Origin of the sequence: Pseudomonas sp. BN417, assembly GCF_029871205.1 — a bacterium.
Classification (GTDB): Bacteria; Pseudomonadota; Gammaproteobacteria; order Pseudomonadales; family Pseudomonadaceae; genus Metapseudomonas.
In genome coordinates, this window is the sequence record NZ_SSOJ01000142.1 from 61,718 (window position 1) to 79,041 (window position 17,324).

The 17,324-nt window shown below is 65.6% G+C and carries 14 protein-coding genes; 13 read left to right on the top strand and 1 reads right to left on the bottom strand.

Annotation, left to right across the window (positions count from 1 at the left end; translation table 11 throughout):
- Nucleotides 1-2 precede the first annotated feature (2 nt).
- From murD to lpxC, 9 genes are all read left to right on the top strand, one after another.
- Nucleotides 3-1,349, top strand: a complete 1,347-nt coding sequence (murD, locus tag E8F11_RS21255; protein WP_280290854.1) for a UDP-N-acetylmuramoyl-L-alanine--D-glutamate ligase — start codon at nt 3-5, stop codon at nt 1,347-1,349.
- Nucleotides 1,349-2,557, top strand: a complete 1,209-nt coding sequence (gene ftsW / locus E8F11_RS21260; RefSeq protein WP_280290903.1) for a putative lipid II flippase FtsW — start codon at nt 1,349-1,351, stop codon at nt 2,555-2,557. The genes murD and ftsW overlap by 1 nt, the downstream gene beginning before the upstream one ends.
- Entirely contained in the window at nt 2,554-3,624 is a 1,071-nt protein-coding gene (murG, locus tag E8F11_RS21265; RefSeq protein ID WP_280290855.1) for an undecaprenyldiphospho-muramoylpentapeptide beta-N-acetylglucosaminyltransferase, read from the top strand. The genes ftsW and murG overlap by 4 nt, the downstream gene beginning before the upstream one ends.
- 13 nt (nt 3,625-3,637) lie before the next feature.
- Nucleotides 3,638-5,077 (top strand): UDP-N-acetylmuramate--L-alanine ligase, encoded by a 1,440-nt coding sequence (gene murC, locus E8F11_RS21270; RefSeq protein ID WP_280290904.1) that lies wholly within the window; start codon nt 3,638-3,640, stop codon nt 5,075-5,077.
- Nucleotides 5,074-6,021: a D-alanine--D-alanine ligase gene (locus E8F11_RS21275; RefSeq protein WP_280290856.1), complete on the top strand. Its 948-nt coding sequence runs from the start codon at nt 5,074-5,076 to the stop codon at nt 6,019-6,021. Before murC ends, E8F11_RS21275 begins: the two co-directional genes overlap by 4 nt.
- Before the next feature lie 4 nt (nt 6,022-6,025).
- Nucleotides 6,026-6,886, top strand: coding sequence for a cell division protein FtsQ/DivIB (locus tag E8F11_RS21280; RefSeq protein ID WP_280290857.1), 861 nt, complete (start codon nt 6,026-6,028; stop codon nt 6,884-6,886).
- 21 nt (nt 6,887-6,907) lie between these two features.
- Nucleotides 6,908-8,164, top strand: coding sequence for a cell division protein FtsA (gene ftsA / locus E8F11_RS21285; protein ID WP_280290858.1), 1,257 nt, complete (start codon nt 6,908-6,910; stop codon nt 8,162-8,164).
- Nucleotides 8,165-8,212: 48 nt separating this feature from the next.
- A complete protein-coding gene (gene ftsZ / locus E8F11_RS21290; protein WP_280290859.1) occupies nt 8,213-9,400 on the top strand; it encodes a cell division protein FtsZ in 1,188 nt (395 codons plus the stop codon).
- Between the two features lie 112 nt (nt 9,401-9,512).
- Nucleotides 9,513-10,424, top strand: coding sequence for a UDP-3-O-acyl-N-acetylglucosamine deacetylase (gene lpxC / locus E8F11_RS21295; protein ID WP_280290860.1), 912 nt, complete (start codon nt 9,513-9,515; stop codon nt 10,422-10,424).
- Between the two features lie 85 nt (nt 10,425-10,509).
- Here lpxC and E8F11_RS21300 read toward each other — a convergent pair whose 3' ends face one another.
- Complete coding sequence (locus E8F11_RS21300) at nt 10,510-10,977, bottom strand: DciA family protein (protein ID WP_280290861.1); 468 nt, start codon at nt 10,975-10,977, stop codon at nt 10,510-10,512.
- A gap of 284 nt (nt 10,978-11,261) precedes the next feature.
- Between E8F11_RS21300 and secA the strand changes: the two genes are divergently transcribed.
- The 4 genes from secA (at nt 11,262) to E8F11_RS21320 (ending at nt 17,038) form a co-directional block, all read left to right on the top strand.
- Nucleotides 11,262-14,003: a preprotein translocase subunit SecA gene (secA, locus tag E8F11_RS21305; RefSeq protein WP_280290862.1), complete on the top strand. Its 2,742-nt coding sequence runs from the start codon at nt 11,262-11,264 to the stop codon at nt 14,001-14,003.
- A 119-nt stretch (nt 14,004-14,122) separates the two neighbouring features.
- Nucleotides 14,123-15,340: a bifunctional glutamate N-acetyltransferase/amino-acid acetyltransferase ArgJ gene (argJ, locus tag E8F11_RS21310; RefSeq protein WP_280290863.1), complete on the top strand. Its 1,218-nt coding sequence runs from the start codon at nt 14,123-14,125 to the stop codon at nt 15,338-15,340.
- 118 nt (nt 15,341-15,458) lie between these two features.
- Nucleotides 15,459-16,097 (top strand): glutathione S-transferase family protein, encoded by a 639-nt coding sequence (locus tag E8F11_RS21315; RefSeq protein WP_280290864.1) that lies wholly within the window; start codon nt 15,459-15,461, stop codon nt 16,095-16,097.
- A complete protein-coding gene (locus E8F11_RS21320; RefSeq protein ID WP_280290865.1) occupies nt 16,094-17,038 on the top strand; it encodes a Nudix family hydrolase in 945 nt (314 codons plus the stop codon). Before E8F11_RS21315 ends, E8F11_RS21320 begins: the two co-directional genes overlap by 4 nt.
- The last annotated feature ends 286 nt before the right edge of the window (nt 17,039-17,324 follow it).

The window sequence follows — 17,324 nt, forward strand, 5'->3', positions numbered from 1 at the left end:
GAGTGACGCTGATCGCTTCCGACCAGTTCCGCATCGTTGTCGGCCTCGGCAAGAGCGGCATGTCCCTGGTGCGCTTCCTGGCGCGCCAGGGCGTGTCGTTTGCCGTGGCGGATACCCGTGCGAACCCGCCGGAGCTGGCGACGCTTAAGAGCCAGTTCCCACACGTGGAAGTGCGCTGCGGTGAGCTCGATGCGGATTTCCTCAGCCGCGCCAGCGAGCTCTACGTGAGCCCGGGCCTTGCCCTGGCCACGCCGGCGTTGCAGGAAGCCGCGCGGCGCGGGACCAAGCTCTCCGGCGATATCGAGCTGTTCAGCCGTCATGCCAAGGCGCCGATAGTCGCCATCACCGGCTCCAACGCCAAGAGCACCGTCACCACCCTGGTGGGCGACATGGCCATGGCCGCCGGCAAGCGGGTCGCCGTGGGCGGCAACCTGGGCACCCCGGCGCTGGACCTGCTGGATGACGCGGTCGAGCTCTACGTGCTGGAGCTGTCGAGCTTCCAGCTGGAGACCACCGAGCGGCTGAACGCCGAGGTGGCCACCGTCCTCAATGTCAGCGAAGACCATATGGATCGCTACGCCGACATGCAGGCCTACCATCTGGCCAAGCACCGCATCTTCCGTGGGGCGCGCCAGGTCGTGATCAACCGCGGCGACGCGCTGTCGCGCCCGCTGGTGGCCGACCAGCTACCTTGCTGGTCCTTCGGCCTGAACAAGCCCGACTTCAAGTCCTTCGGCCTGATCGAGGAAGGCGGCGAGAAGTACCTCGCCTACCAGTTCGACAAGCTGATGCCGGTGCGCGAACTGAAGATCCGTGGCGCCCACAACCAGTCCAACGCCCTGGCCGCGCTGGCCCTCGGCCATGCGGTGGGGTTGCCGTTGGAACCCATGCTGGAAACCCTGAGGACCTTCGCCGGCCTGGCCCACCGTTGCCAGTGGCTGCGCGATCTGCGCGGGGTGTCCTACTACGACGACTCCAAGGCCACCAATGTCGGCGCGGCCCTGGCGGCCATCGAAGGCCTGGGGGCCGATATCGACGGCAAGCTGGTGCTGGTCGCCGGCGGGGATGGCAAGGGTGCGGACTTTTCCGGCCTGAAGGCCCCGGTCGCACGCTACTGCCGCGCCGTGGTGCTGCTGGGACGCGATGCCGAGATGATCGCCCAGGCCCTTGGCGATGCCGTGCCGCAGGTCCGGGTCAAGACCCTGGATGAAGCGGTGCAGCGATGCGCCGAGCTGGCCGAGAGCGGCGACGCCGTGCTCCTGTCGCCGGCCTGCGCCAGCCTGGACATGTTCAAGAACTTCGAAGAACGCGGGCGGCTGTTCGCCCTGGCCGTGGAGGGGCTCGCATGATTCTGGCCCACCTGCTCGCCGCCCCTTCGCCGCTGCGCAGCCGCCGCGGCATCGACATCGACTTCCCGCTACTGGCCGGTTGCCTGACGCTGCTCGGCCTGGGGCTGGTGATGATCACCTCGGCCTCGTCGGAAGTTGCCGCAGCGGCGTCCGGCAATCCGCTGTACCACATGATCCGCCACCTGGTTTACCTGGCCATCGGGCTGAGCGCCGGCGTGCTCACCCTGCAAGTGCCCATGGCCTTCTGGCAACACCATGGCCCGCGGCTGATGCTGGTGGCCTTCGTCCTGCTGATCCTGGTCCTGCTGCCGGGTATCGGCCGCGAAGTCAACGGCGCCAAGCGCTGGATCGGCTTCGGCCTGTTCAACCTGCAGCCCTCCGAGCTGGCCAAGCTGTTCACCGTCATATTCATCGCCGGCTACCTGGTTCGCCGCCAGGACGAGGTGCGCGAGAAGCTCATGGGCTTCATCAAGCCGATGCTGGTGCTGGGCCCCATCGCCGTGCTGCTGCTGGCCGAGCCGGACTTCGGCGCCACCGTGGTGCTGGTGGGCTCCTGCATCGCCATGCTGTTCCTCGGCGGGATCAACCTGCTGCGCTTCATTCCCCTGGCCGGTGCGGTACTGGCCGCCGGCGTGGCGGTGATGACCAGCCAGAGCTACCGGATGCAGCGCCTGACCAACTTCATCGATCCCTGGGCCGACCAATACGGCGCCGGTTACCAGCTGAGCCAGGCGCTGATCGCCTTCGGCCGCGGTGAATGGTTCGGCGTGGGACTGGGTAACAGCATCCAGAAGCAGTTCTACCTGCCCGAAGCCCATACCGACTTCGTCTTTGCGGTGCTGGCCGAGGAACTGGGCATGATCGGCGCCCTGGCCACGGTCGCCCTGTTCGTCTTCGTCAGCGTGCGCGCGCTCTATATCGGCCTCTGGGCCGAGAAGGCGCGGCAGTACTTCTCCGCCTACGTCGCCTACGGCCTGGCCTTCCTCTGGATCGGCCAGGTGCTGATCAACATCGGCGTGAACGTCGGCCTGCTGCCGACCAAGGGCCTGACCCTGCCATTCCTCAGCTACGGCGGCAGCTCTCTGGTGATCTGCTGCGTCAGCCTCGCGCTGCTCCTGCGCATCGAGTGGGAGCGGCGCACTCAGCTGGGCAACGAGGAAGTGGAGTTCGTCGAAAGCGATTTCTTCGACGAGGAGGTGCGCCCATGAGCGGCAACGTGCTGATCATGGCCGGCGGCACCGGCGGCCACGTGTTCCCGGCCCTGGCCTGCGCCCGTGAGTTCCAGTCACGTGGCTTCAAGGTGCACTGGTTGGGGACGCCCAAGGGCATCGAGAACGAACTCGTGCCCCAGGCCGGCCTGCCGCTGCACCTGATCCAGGTCAGCGGCCTGCGCGGCAAAGGCCTGAAGTCTCTGCTCAAGGCGCCTTTCGAACTGCTCAAGTCGTTGTTCCAGGCGCGCCGCATCGTGCGTGAGCTGCAGCCGGTCTGCGTGCTCGGCATGGGCGGCTATCTCACCGGTCCCGGGGGCCTGGCCGCGCGCTTGTCCGGTGTGCCGCTGATCATTCATGAGCAGAACGCCGTGGCCGGAACCGCAAACCGCAGCCTGGTGCCGTTCGCCAGCCGCGTCTGCGAGGCCTTCCCCGATACCTTCGGCAAAAGCGACAAACGGCGTACCACCGGCAATCCGGTGCGCGAGGAACTGTTCCTCGAGACCCCGCGCGATGCCCTGGACGGCCGCAAGCCGCGCCTGCTGGTGCTGGGTGGCAGCCTGGGCGCCGAGCCCCTGAACAAGCTGCTGCCGGAAGCCCTGGCCCGGGTGCCCGTGGACCTGCGTCCGGAGGTATTCCACCAGGCCGGCCGCAAGCATGACGAAATCACCGCGGAGCGTTATCGCGAAGCCGCGGTCGAAGCCCAGGTCGCGCCTTTCATCAAGGACATGGCCCGCGCCTACGCCTGGGCCGACCTGGTCATCTGCCGCGCAGGCGCCCTGACCGTGAGCGAGCTGGCCGCCGCCGGGCTGCCGTCATTCCTGGTGCCGCTTCCCCACGCCATCGACGACCACCAGTCGCGCAATGCCGATTATCTGGCGAAGGAGGGCGCGGCTGTCCTTCTTCCGCAACATTCCACTGACGCGGCCGGGTTGGCCGCTCAGCTGACCGAGGTACTGATGCAGCCCGAAAAACTCAAGGCCATGGGCGCCACCGCCCGCCGTCTGGCCAAGCCCGCCGCCACCCGTACCGTGGTCGATATCTGCCTGGAGGTGGCCCGTGGTTGAGAGCCAGAAAGCCATGCCCCATCCCGAGATGCGCCGTATCCGTCGCATCCACTTCGTCGGCATCGGCGGCGTGGGCATGTGCGGGATCGCCGAGGTGCTGCTGAACCTGGGTTACCAGGTCTCCGGTTCCGACCTCAAGGCCTCGGCCGTGACCGCACGCCTGGAAAGCTTCGGTGCACAGATATTCATCGGCCACCGCGCCGAGAACGCCGAGCACGCGGACGTGCTGGTGGTGTCCAGCGCGGTCAACCAGGCCAACCCCGAGGTGGCGGTCGCCCTGGAGCGCCGCATCCCCGTGGTGCCGCGCGCCGAGATGCTCTCCGAGCTGATGCGCTACCGCCATGGCATCGCCGTTGCCGGGACCCACGGCAAGACCACCACCACCAGCCTGATCGCCTCGGTTTTCGCCGCCGGCGGGCTGGACCCGACCTTCGTCATCGGCGGCCGCCTGAACGCCGCGGGCACCAATGCCCAGCTGGGCACCAGCCGCTACCTGGTGGCGGAGGCCGACGAGAGCGACGCCAGCTTCCTGCACCTGCAGCCGATGGTCGCCGTGGTCACCAATATCGACGCCGACCACATGAGCACCTACGAAGGTGACTTCAACCGGCTGAAGAAGACCTTTGTGGAGTTCCTCCACAACCTGCCGTTCTATGGCCTGGCGGTGCTCTGCGTGGACGACCCGGTGGTCCGCGAGATCCTCCCCCAGGTGGCACGCCCGACCGTGACCTACGGCTTCGCCGAGGACGCCGACGTGCGCGCCATCAACGTGCGCCAGGAAGGCATGCGCACCTGGTTCACCGTCCTGCGCCGCGACCGCGAGCCGCTGGATGTCTCGGTGAACATGCCCGGCAACCACAACGTGCTGAATTCCCTGGCCACCATTGCCATCGCCAGCGACGAAGGCATCAGCGACGAAGCCATTGTCCAGGGCCTGTCTGGCTTCCAGGGCGTGGGCCGGCGCTTCCAGGTCTACGGCGAGCTGGAAGTCGAAGGCGGCAGCGTGATGCTGGTGGACGACTACGGCCACCACCCGCGCGAAGTGGCGGCGGTGGTCAAGGCTGTCCGTGGTGGCTGGCCGGAGCGCCGCCTGGTGATGGTCTACCAGCCACACCGCTACAGCCGCACGCGCGACCTCTACGACGATTTCGTGCAGGTGCTCGGCGAAGCCAACGTGCTGCTGCTGATGGAGGTCTACCCGGCCGGCGAAGAGCCGATCCCCGGCGCCGACAGCCGCCAGCTCTGCCACAGCATCCGCCAGCGCGGCCAACTCGACCCCATCTATATCGAGCGGGGCGTCGACCTGGCGCCGCTGGTCAAGCCGCTGCTGCGCCCCGGCGACATCCTGCTCTGCCAGGGCGCAGGCGATATCGGCGCGCTGGCGCCGCAACTGATCCAGAACCCGTTGTTTGGCGGCCAGCCCGGTGATACCGCCAAGAGGAAGACGAAATGAGCGCGCAACTGAAATCCACCCTCGAACCGGCCGCGTTTGGCCGGGTCGCCGTGCTCTACGGCGGCAAGAGCGCCGAGCGCGAGGTTTCGCTGAAGTCCGGCGCCATGGTGCTGCAGGCCCTGCAGACCGCGGGCGTGGACGCCTTCGGCATAGACGTGGGCGATGACCTGCTGCAACGCCTGCAGGCGGAGAAGATCGACCGCGCCTTCATCATCCTCCATGGCCGTGGCGGCGAAGACGGCAGCATGCAGGGCCTGCTGGAGTGCCTGGAGATCCCCTACACCGGGAGCGGCATCCTGGCCTCGGCCCTGGCCATGGACAAGCTGCGCACCAAGCAGCTGTGGGTCAGCCTCGACCTGCCGACCCCGCGCCATGCCGTGCTCGCCAGCGAGGCGGATTGCCGCCTGGCCGCAGCCGAGCTGGGCTTCCCGCTGATCGTCAAGCCGGCCCACGAAGGCTCCAGCATCGGCATGGCCAAGGTGGAGAACGTCGAGGGGCTGATCGAGGCCTGGCGTGCTGCTGGCGTCTACGACCCGCAGGTGTTGGTGGAGCAGTGGATTCAGGGGCCGGAGTTCACCGTCGCCTGGCTGCGCGGCCAAGTGCTGCCGCCCATCCGCCTCGGCACCCCGCACACCTTCTACGACTACGACGCCAAGTACCTGGCCAGTGATACCCGCTACCAGATCCCCTGTGGCCTGGATGCGGACAAGGAAGAGGAGCTGAAGCAGCTCACTTCGCGCGCCTGCGAAACCCTCGGCATCCAGGGCTGGGCCCGTGCCGACGTGATGCAGGACGCCGAAGGGCGCTTCTGGCTGCTTGAAGTCAACACCGCACCAGGCATGACCGATCACAGCCTGGTGCCCATGGCCGCGCGCGCTGCGGGCCTGGATTTCCAGCAACTGGTGCTGGCGATCCTCGCCGACAGCGTCGAGGCAAGGGGCTGAAGCCATGCGTAGTGCCGCCATCCGTCGTCAGGAACCCGTCATCGGCCGTGCCCCGTTGCGCAAGCCGGTGCCGCGTGGCGCCAGTCGGATGGTGGCCAAGGAGCCGCTGTCGCAGCGCCTGCCCAAGCCCAGCTTCGGTTTCCTCAAGCGGCTGGTCTGGCCGGTGATGCTGGCGGTTCTCGGCTTCGGTGCCTACGAGGCGGCGCAGCGCCTGCTGCCCTATGCCGACCGGCCGATCGCCAAGGTCAATGTGCAGGGCGACCTGAGCTACATCAGCCAGCAGGCGGTGCAGCAGCGCATTGCGCCCTACATCGCCGCCAGCTTCTTCAGCATCGACCTGGCGGGCCTGCGCCGCGAGCTGGAGCAGATGCCCTGGATCGCCCATGCGGAAGTACGCCGGGTCTGGCCGGACCAGGTGATGGTTCGCCTGGAAGAACAACTGCCCATCGCCCGCTGGGGCGACGAGGCACTGCTGAACAACCAGGGCCAGGCCTTCGCACCGCGCGAACTGGCCCACTACGAACAGCTGCCGCAGCTCTGGGGGCCGCAGCGGGCCCAGGAGCAGGTGATGCAGCAATACCAGATGCTCAGCCAGATGCTGCGCCCGCTCGGCTTCTCCATAGCCAGGCTGGAGCTGCGTGAGCGCGGTAGTTGGTTCCTGTCCACCGGCCAGGGCGTCGAGCTCTTGCTGGGACGGGATCACCTGGTGGAGAAAATGCGACGTTTCATCTCGATCTACGAGAAAACGCTGAAGGACCAGATTGCGAACATAGAGCGCGTCGACCTGCGCTATCCCAACGGCCTGGCTGTGGCCTGGCGGGCGCCGGTCGAGGCCCCAGCGGCGACCGCGGTCGCCGTGCAGTGAATTAGAGAGAAGGTTAGAACCATGGCAAGCGTACAGAGCGGCAAGATGATCGTCGGCCTGGACATCGGCACCTCCAAGGTGGTGGCGCTGGTGGGAGAGATCGCGGCCGACGGCCAACTTGAGATCGTCGGCATTGGCACCCATCCGTCGCGCGGCCTGAAGAAGGGCGTGGTGGTGAACATCGAATCCACCGTGCAGTCGATCCAGCGCGCGGTGGAAGAGGCCCAGTTGATGGCGGGCTGCCGCATCCACTCGGCTTTCGTCGGCATTGCCGGCAACCATATCCGCAGCCTGAACTCCCACGGCATCGTGGCGATCCGCGATCGCGAGGTGAGCGGCGCCGATATCGAGCGTGTGCTGGATGCCGCCCAGGCGGTGGCCATCCCCGCCGACCAGCGCGTGCTGCACACCCTGGCCCAGGACTACGTGATCGACAATCAGGAAGGCGTGCGTGAACCCCTGGGTATGTCCGGCGTACGCCTGGAAGCCAAGGTGCACGTGGTGACCTGCGCGGTGAACGCGGCGCAGAACATCGAGAAATGCGTGCGCCGCTGCGGCCTCGAGGTGGATGACATCATCCTCGAGCAGCTGGCCTCGGCCTACTCGGTGATCACCGACGACGAGAAGGAACTGGGCGTCTGCCTGGTGGACATCGGTGGTGGCACCACCGACATCGCCATCTTCACCGAAGGTGCGATCCGCCATACCGCGGTGATCCCGATCGCCGGCGACCAGGTCACCAACGACATCGCCATGGCACTGCGTACGCCGACCCAGTACGCCGAAGAGATCAAGATCCGCTACGCCTGCGCCCTGGCCAAGCTGGCCGGCGCCGGCGAAACCATCAAGGTGCCCAGCGTCGGCGACCGTCCGCCGCGCGAGCTGTCGCGCCAGGCCCTGGCCGAGGTGGTGGAGCCGCGTTACGACGAGCTCTTCACCCTGATCCAGGCCGAGCTGCGCCGCAGCGGCTACGAGGACTTGATCCCGGCGGGCATCGTCCTCACCGGCGGCACCGCCAAGATGGAAGGCGCGGTGGAGCTGGCCGAAGAGATCTTCCACATGCCGGTGCGCCTGGGCGTCCCGCATAGCGTGAAGGGTCTCGGCGACGTCGTGCGCAACCCGATCTATTCCACCGGTGTGGGCCTGCTGCAATACGGGCTGCGCAAGCAGTCCGACGGCATGCCCATGTCCAGTGGCAGCAGCAGCTTTGGCTTTGGAGACGAACCCAAGGCACCTGTACTGGAACGCTTGAAACGCTGGGTCCAGGGCAATTTTTAAACGCGGTACGCAGTAGGCGAAAAACTAAAAAAGGAAGGAGAGGGGAAAATGTTCGAACTCGTAGATAACGTTCCGCAAACAGCGGTCATCAAGGTAATAGGTGTCGGTGGTGGCGGTGGCAACGCCGTCAACCACATGGCGAAGAGCAGCATCGAAGGCGTCGAGTTCATCTGCGCCAACACCGATGCCCAGGCGCTGAAGAACATCGGCGCGCGCACCGTGCTGCAACTCGGCCCGGGCGTGACCAAGGGCCTGGGCGCCGGCGCCAATCCGGAAGTCGGCCGCCAGGCCGCGATCGAGGACCGTGAGCGCATCTCCGAAGTGCTGCAGGGCGCCGACATGGTCTTCATCACCACCGGTATGGGCGGCGGCACCGGTACCGGCGCGGCTCCGGTCATCGCCGAAGTGGCCAAGGAAATGGGCATCCTCACCGTTGCGGTGGTGACCCGTCCGTTCCCCTTCGAAGGTCGCAAGCGCATGCAGATCGCCGATGAAGGCATCCGCTCGCTGGCCGAGAGCGTCGACTCGCTCATCACCATCCCCAACGAGAAGCTGCTGACCATCCTTGGCAAGGACGCCAGCCTGCTGGCCGCCTTCGCCAAGGCCGACGACGTGCTCGCCGGTGCGGTACGCGGCATTTCCGACATCATCAAGCGTCCCGGCATGATCAACGTCGACTTCGCCGACGTGAAGACCGTGATGGGCGAGATGGGCATGGCGATGATGGGCACCGGCTGCGCCAGCGGTCCGAATCGCGCCCGCGAGGCCACCGAGGCGGCCATCCGCAACCCGCTGCTGGACGACGTCAACCTGCAGGGCGCCCGCGGCATCCTGGTGAACATCACCGCCGGTCCGGATCTGTCCCTGGGCGAGTACTCCGACGTGGGTAACATCATCGAGCAGTTCGCTTCCGAGCACGCCACCGTCAAGGTGGGCACCGTGATCGATTCGGACATGCGCGACGAACTGCACGTGACGGTAGTCGCCACCGGTCTGGGTGCGCGTATCGAGAAGCCGGTGAAAGTCGTCGACAACACCGTGCAGACCGCTGCCGTGACCACCTCCACCATGGCCACCCGTCCGGAGCAACCCTCGGTCAACTACCGCGACCTGGATCGTCCGACCGTGATGCGCAATCAGGCACACGCCGGCGCGGCCACCGCGGCCAAGCTGAACACGCAGGATGATCTGGATTATCTGGACATTCCGGCGTTCCTGCGTCGCCAGGCCGATTGATGCACTGTATCAGGAGTATTAGGGTGATTGGTGTTCAGCAAAGGGCGGTTCTGCTATTATCGCCGCCCATTGTTGAAAACAGTTCGCAACTTGCGTACAAGCGGCCAATGCCATGATCAGACAACGCACTCTCAAGAACATTATCCGTGCCACTGGCGTAGGGCTGCATTCCGGGGAGAAGGTCTACCTGACCCTCAAGCCCGCGCCGGTCGACACTGGCATAGTGTTCCGCCGTACCGACCTCGATCCCGCTGTGGACATCCCCGCCCGCGCCGAGAATGTCGGTGAGACCACCATGTCGACCACACTGATCAACGGTGAGGTCAAGGTGGACACCGTGGAGCACCTGCTTTCGGCCATGGCAGGCCTGGGCATCGACAACGCCTACGTCGAACTCTCCGCGTCGGAAGTGCCGATCATGGACGGCAGCGCCGGTCCCTTCGTCTTCCTGATTCAATCCGCCGGCCTGCAGGAGCAGGACGCCGCGAAGAAGTTCATCCGCATCCTGCGCGAAGTGACAGTGGAAGAGGGCGACAAGCGCGCCACCTTCGTGCCCTTCGACGGTTTCAAGGTGAGCTTCGAGATCGATTTCGATCACCCGGTATTCCGCAACCGTACCCAGAGTGCGAGCGTGGATTTCTCCAGCACCTCGTTCGTCAAGGAGGTCAGCCGCGCGCGGACCTTCGGCTTCATGCGCGATATCGAGTTCCTGCGTTCGCAGAACCTGGCACTCGGCGGCAGCGTGGAGAACGCCATCGTGGTCGACGAGAACCAGGTGCTCAACGAAGACGGCCTGCGTTACGAGGACGAGTTCGTCAAGCACAAGATTCTCGATGCGATCGGTGACCTTTATCTGCTCGGCAATAGCCTGATCGGCGAGTTCCGCGGCTTCAAGTCGGGGCACGCGCTGAACAACCGCCTGCTGCGCCAGCTCATCGAGCAGAAGGACGCTTGGGAAGTGGTGACTTTCGAGGATGCCAGGACTGCGCCTATCTCCTATATGCGGCCGGTAGCAGCCGTATAAGCAATACCCTCTTTCCTGACTTCAAAGGCCACCCTCGGGTGGCCTTTTTTTATTTCCGGGGTTCAGGGAGGGGGCGCGCGCTTTTTCACTCAGCCTCGGATTCAGACGCCTTGCCGTGACGGGCCAGGCGCTCCAGCGCTTCGCGCAGCCTGGGGTCGCTGACGGTCTCCGCGGTGGCCTGGAGGCTTTCCGCGGCGGCGGGGGAGAGCCGGCCTTCGGTTGCCGGAGCATTGCCGCCGCCGACACTTGGCTGGACCTTGAAGATGATCCGCTCCAGCCCGGCGAAGGCCTCGAAAGCCTTCAGCTGGCGCAGCAGGCGGGTCTGCTGGTAGCGCAACCGGGTCGCCCAGTGGCCGTCCGTGACTATCAGCAGCAGCCGGCCCTCGCGCCAGGACGCCACATGGCAGTGTTCGCGGGCGGCCGGTTGCAGTTGGCTGGCGAGCAGTTGCTGCAACTGGTCGATGCGCTGGGCCTCGTTGAACAGCGCGCGCAACGGTTTCCCCTCACGCAACAGGGCGGCGGGAGAGCGGGCGGGCAGGGGGCGAAAGGCCATGGCAGGAAGCCTGAAGGAGAAACCGGTGGGCCATCTTAGCAGAAGGTCACCCTCGGCCAGGCGCCCGACCTGCTCCTGGTGCGACCTTCGGCGAATTCGGAACCAATCGGCTGCAAAAGGTTCGGAACCCCGGGCTGTCGGCGGATTCTGCCAAAGCCTGGGACGCGCACCCGCTTTCCTCGACAACGAATCCGAGTAGAATGCCCCCTTCGCAAGCAGCCATGGCGGCTGCGCGGGCGACTCCAGGCCGCCCTCCATCCCAATATGTGGAAGATCCTCTCTATATGTTTGCGCCACTGTTGAAGAAACTCTTTGGAAGCAAGAACGAACGCGAAGTGAAGCGCATGGCCAAGGCTGTCCAGGCGGTCAACGCGTTCGAAGAGCAGATGGTGGCCCTGTCCGACGACCAGCTGCGTGCCAAGACCGAAGAGTTCAAGGCGCGCCTGGCAAAGGGTGAAACCCTCGATCAACTGCTGCCGGAAGCCTTCGCCGTTGCGCGCGAAGCCGGCAAGCGCGTCATGGGCATGCGCCACTTCGACGTCCAGCTGATCGGCGGCATGACCCTGCACGAGGGCAAGATCGCCGAGATGCGCACCGGTGAGGGCAAGACCCTGGTGGCGACCCTGGCGGTCTACCTCAACGCGCTGTCCGGCAAGGGCGTGCACGTGGTCACGGTGAACGACTACCTGGCCCGCCGCGATGCCAACTGGATGCGTCCGCTCTATGAATTCCTCGGCCTGTCCGTCGGCGTCGTCACCCCCTTCCAGCCACCGGAAGAGAAGCGTGTCGCCTATGCCTCTGACATCACCTACGGCACCAACAACGAATTCGGCTTCGACTACCTGCGCGACAACATGGCGTTCAGCCTGGACGACAAGTTCCAGCGCGAGCTGAACTTCTCCGTGATCGACGAAGTGGACTCCATCCTCATCGACGAGGCGCGTACCCCGCTGATCATCTCCGGCCAGGCCGAAGACAGCTCCAAGCTCTATATCCAGATCAACAAGCTTATTCCGCGCCTCAAGCAGCACATCGAAGAGGTTGAGGGCCAGGTCACCCAGGAAGGCCACTACTCGGTCGACGAGAAGACCCGCCAGGTCGAACTCAACGAGATGGGCCACCAGTTCATCGAGGAGATGCTCACCGAAGCCGGCCTGCTGGCCGAGGGCGAGAGCCTCTACTCGGCGCACAACCTCAGCCTGCTGACCCACGTCTACGCCGCGCTGCGCGCCCACACCCTGTTCCACCGCAACATCGAATACATCGTGCAGAACGACCAGGTGCTGCTGATCGACGAGCATACCGGCCGTACCATGCCGGGCCGCCGGCTGTCCGAGGGCCTGCACCAGGCGATCGAAGCCAAGGAAAACCTGCCGATCCAGGCCGAGAGCCAGACCCTGGCCTCGACCACCTTCCAGAACTACTTCCGCCTCTATAACAAGCTGTCCGGCATGACCGGCACCGCCGACACCGAGGCCTTCGAGTTCCGCCAGATCTACGTCCTGGACGTGGTGGTCATCCCCACCCACCGTCCGGTTGCCCGTAAGGACTTCAACGACCTGGTCTACCTGACCCAGGAAGAGAAGTTCGGCGCCATCATCACCGACATCAATGAATGCCAGGCCAGCGGCCGTCCGGTGCTGGTGGGTACCGCCTCGATCGAAAGCTCCGAGTACGTTTCCCAGCTGCTGATCAAGGCCGGCATCGAGCACAAGGTGCTCAACGCCAAGTACCACGAGAAGGAAGCCGAGATCATCGCCCAGGCAGGTCGTCCGGGCGCCGTGACCATCGCCACCAACATGGCCGGTCGTGGTACCGACATCCTCCTCGGCGGCAACTGGGAAGCCGAAGTGGCCGCCCTGGAGGGCCCGACCGACGAGCAGGTCGCGCAGATCAAGGCCGAGTGGCAGAAGCGCCACCAGCAGGTGATCGAGTCCGGCGGCCTGCACGTGGTCGCCTCCGAGCGCCACGAATCCCGTCGTATCGACAACCAGCTGCGTGGCCGTGCCGGTCGTCAGGGCGACCCGGGTTCCAGCCGCTTCTACCTGTCGCTGGAAGACAACCTGATGCGCATCTTCGCCTCCGATCGGGTGAAGAACTTCATGAAGGCCCTGGGCATGCAGTCCGGCGAGGCCATCGAGCACCGCATGGTGACCAACGCCATCGAGAAGGCGCAGCGCAAGGTCGAAGGCCGCAACTTCGACATCCGCAAGCAGCTCCTCGAATACGACGACGTGGCCAACGAGCAGCGCAAGGTGATCTACCACATGCGCAACAGCCTGCTGGCTGCCGAGGACATCGGCGAAACCATCGCCGAGTTCCGCGAAGAAGTGCTCAGCAGCACTATCGATGCCCATATCCCGCCGCAGTCCATGCCTGAGCAGTGGGATATCTCCGGCCTGGAAGCCGCCCTGTTCAGCGATTTCGGCCTGAAGCTGCCGATCCAGCAGTGGCTGGACGAAGACGACAAGCTGTACGAGGAAACCCTGCGCGAGAAGGTCATGGCGCAGTTGCTGGCCGCCTATAACGAGAAGGAAGACCTCGCCGGCGCCGAAGCCCTGCGTGCCTTCGAGAAGCAGATGCTGCTGCGCGTGCTGGACGACCTGTGGAAGGACCACCTGTCCACCATGGATCACCTGCGCCACGGCATCCACCTGCGCGGCTACGCCCAGAAGAACCCCAAGCAGGAGTACAAGCGCGAGTCCTTCACCCTGTTCCAGGACCTGCTCGACTCCATCAAGCGCGACACCATTCGCGTCCTCTCCCACGTCCAGGTGCGTCGCGAAGACCCGGTGGAAGAAGAGGCGCGCCTGCGCCGCGAGGCCGAGGAAATGGCCCGTCGCATGCAGTTCCAGCACGCCCCGGCGCCCAGCCTGGAAGAGCCTGAAGTGGCCGAAGAGCAAGGCGATGTCGCCGTGGCCACGGCTGCCGCGCCGGTCCGTACCGAGCCCAAGGTCGGTCGCAACGAGCCCTGCCCCTGCGGTTCCGGAAAAAAATACAAGCACTGCCACGGCCAGATCAGCTAAGGCTCTGCTGTAATTCCCCACGCCGCGACCGGCTCTGCCGCTCGCGGCGTTTTTCCTGTTAACCCTTGGCCGCCTGCGCCGCCCGCAGCCGGCCGCCCGATGACAAAGGAGCGCTTCCCATGGCTGTTGGTCTTGGCCCTCTGCCTACCCTGCACCCGGTACCCGGATTCGAACTCGGCATCGCCTCTGCCGGCATCAAGCGCCCCGGGCGCAAGGATGTGGTGGTCATGCGCTGCGCCGAAGGCTCCACAGTCGCCGGGGTGACTACCACCAACGCGTTCTGCGCCGCACCGGTGCTGATCACCCGTGAGCGCCTGGCCGGCGATGTGCGTTACCTGCTGACCAATACCGGCAACGCCAATGCCGGCACCGGCCCCGACGGCCTGATCCGCGCCCGCCGCTCCTGCGCCAAACTGGCGGAGCTGGCTGGGGTGGACGAAGGCGCCGTGCTGCCGTTCTCCACCGGTGTCATCGGCGAGCCGCTGCCGGTCGAGAAGATCGAAAGCGCGCTGTCGGCGGCGCTTGCTGACCTCAAGGTCGACAACTGGGCCCAGGCCGCAGAAGGCATCATGACCACCGACACCCAGCCCAAGGGTGCCAGCCGCCAGTTCCAGCACGACGGCGTGACTGTGACCATCACTGGGATCAGCAAGGGCGCCGGGATGATCCGCCCGAACATGGCGACCATGCTCGGCTACATCGCCACCGACGCCAAGGTCGCGCGCGGTGTGCTGCAGGACCTGGTGCGCGATGCCGCGAACAAGTCCTTCAACCGCATTACCATCGACGGCGACACCTCCACCAACGATTGCTGCATGCTGATCGCCACCGGGCAGGCCGCCCTGCCGGAAATCAGCGCCGCCAGCGGCGAGCTGTTCGCCAAGCTGAAGCAGGCCGTGTTCGATGTGTTCATGGAGATCGCCCAGGCCATCGTCCGTGACGGCGAAGGCGCCACCAAGTTCGTCACCGTGCAGGTGAACGGCGGCGGCAACCATCAGGAGTGCCTGGACGTGGCCTACGCCGTGGCCCACTCGCCGCTGATCAAGACCGCGCTGTTCGCGTCCGACCCCAACTGGGGCCGCATCCTTGCCGCCGTGGGCTATGCCGGGGTGCCGAACCTGGACGTGAGCAAGATCGACGTCTTCCTCGGCGAAGTCTGCATCGCCAGCCAGGGCGGTCGTGCGGCCACCTACACCGAAGCCCAGGGCGCGGCGGTGATGGCCCGCGAGGAAATCACCATCCGCATCGAGCTGGGCCGTGGCGACTGCAGCGAAACCATCTGGACGACCGATCTGTCCCACGAGTACGTGAAGATCAACGCGGAATACCGTACCTAAGCGGTCGACCTGGCATTCCCGATTTTCATGCCCCGATGAAAATCGGGAATTTGCCAGGGGTGCAGGCAGCTTCCATGATCCAGCGAGACCCTGAGGAACTGGATAAAAGGAGGTAGGCATGTCCCTGAAACTGGTAATTGGCAACAAGAACTACTCGTCCTGGTCGTTGCGTGGCTGGCTGGCCATGGAGCTGACCGGCGCGCCCTATGACGAAGTGCTGGTTCCCCTCTACCAACCCGACAGCCACAAGCGCCTGCTGGGCTACTCGCCTACCGCCAAGGTGCCGGTGCTGCTGTGCGAGGACGGCGCCATCTGGGATTCCCTGGCCATCGCCGAATACCTTGCCGAACGCTTCCCGGAAGCGCATCTCTGGCCCTTCGGCCAGGCCGCCCGTGCACTGGCCCGTGCGGTCTGCGCGGAGATGCACAGCGGTTTCGTTGCCCTGCGCAGTCACATGTCGATGGACATGCGGCGCAACGAGCCACTGAACGAGGTGCCCGCTGATGTCGCCGAGGATATCCGGCGCATCTGCGCCATCTGGGCCGAATGCCGTGTGCGCTTCGGCCAGGACGGCCCCTACCTGTTCGGTCATGCCAGCATCGCCGATGCGTTCTACGCGCCGGTGGCCAGCCGACTTCGCAGCTATGCCGTGGAGCTGCCGGCGGAAGCCGCAGCCTACGTCGAGACCATCTATCGGTGGCCCGCGTTCCAGCGCTGGTACCAGGCCGCCTTGCAGGAGACGGAGATCATCGAATGAAACGAGTGCATGTGGCCGCCGCTGTGATCCGCGGCGCCGAGGGCCGGGTGCTGATCGCCAGGCGCCCGGACGACAAGCACCAGGGCGGCCTCTGGGAGTTCCCCGGCGGCAAGGTGGAGGAGGGCGAGGCCGTGCAGGCCGCGCTCTCGCGCGAACTGGAGGAGGAACTGGGCATTCGCGTAGGCGCTGCGCGACCGCTGATCCAGGTCCACCATGACTACTCGGACAAGCATGTGCTGCTGGATGTCTGGGAAGTCAGCGACTTCAGCGGCGAGCCCCATGGCGCCGAGGGCCAGCCCCTGGCCTGGGCCTCGCCCCGGGAGCTGGGCAACTATGAGTTTCCCGCCGCCAACAAACCCATAGTGGCCGCCGCACGCCTGCCGGACCGCTACCTGATCACCCCCGACGACCTCGAGCCCCAGGCACTGCTGGCGGGCTTGAAGTCGGCCCTGGCCAGTGGCGTACGCCTGGTGCAGCTACGTGCCCCGCGCATGTTCGATGCCCAGTACCGGGACCTGGCCGTGGACGTGCAGGGGCTCTGCGCAGGCCGTGCGCAATTGATGCTCAAGGGGCCGCTGGAGTGGCTGGGTGACTTCCCCGCCGCCGGCTGGCACCTGACCGCCGAGCAGCTGCGCAAATATGCTCCCAACGGCCGTCCCTTCCCCCGGGAACGCTGGCTGGCGGCCTCCTGCCACAGCATTGATGAGCTGCAGCTGGCAGCGGCCATGGAAGTGGATTTCGTTACCCTGTCGCCGTTGCAGGCGACCCAGACCCATCCCGAGGCCGAACCCCTGGGCTGGGGGCGTGCCAGTGAACTACTGCAAGGCTTTAATCAGCCGGCCTACGTGCTGGGAGGTGTCGGCCCGGCTGACCTCGAACGCGCCTGGCAGATCGGTGCACAGGGCGTGGCGGGGATCCGGGCGTTCTGGCCGGAGTACTGAGGCTAGGAGAGTAGGTTGGGCCGGGCGGCGCTCCGCTGAGCTCGGCGAAGCCCAACGATGGGCAGTTGGAATGTTGGGTTTCGCTTCGCTCTACACCAACCTACGGCAGGTCTTCGATCTGCCTGTCGAATGAATTGGCTATGTCTGCGTTAAGTGTTGCTAGAGCGTCCTGAGCCGAGCTGCTTATCGAGTCGGCTGCGAGTCCCTGTTTCGCCTCCCGGCGAGTCTCTTTTGGCAGTCGTCGGAATGCCGCACCACCCAAAAGAAACCAAAAGGGCTTGCCCCT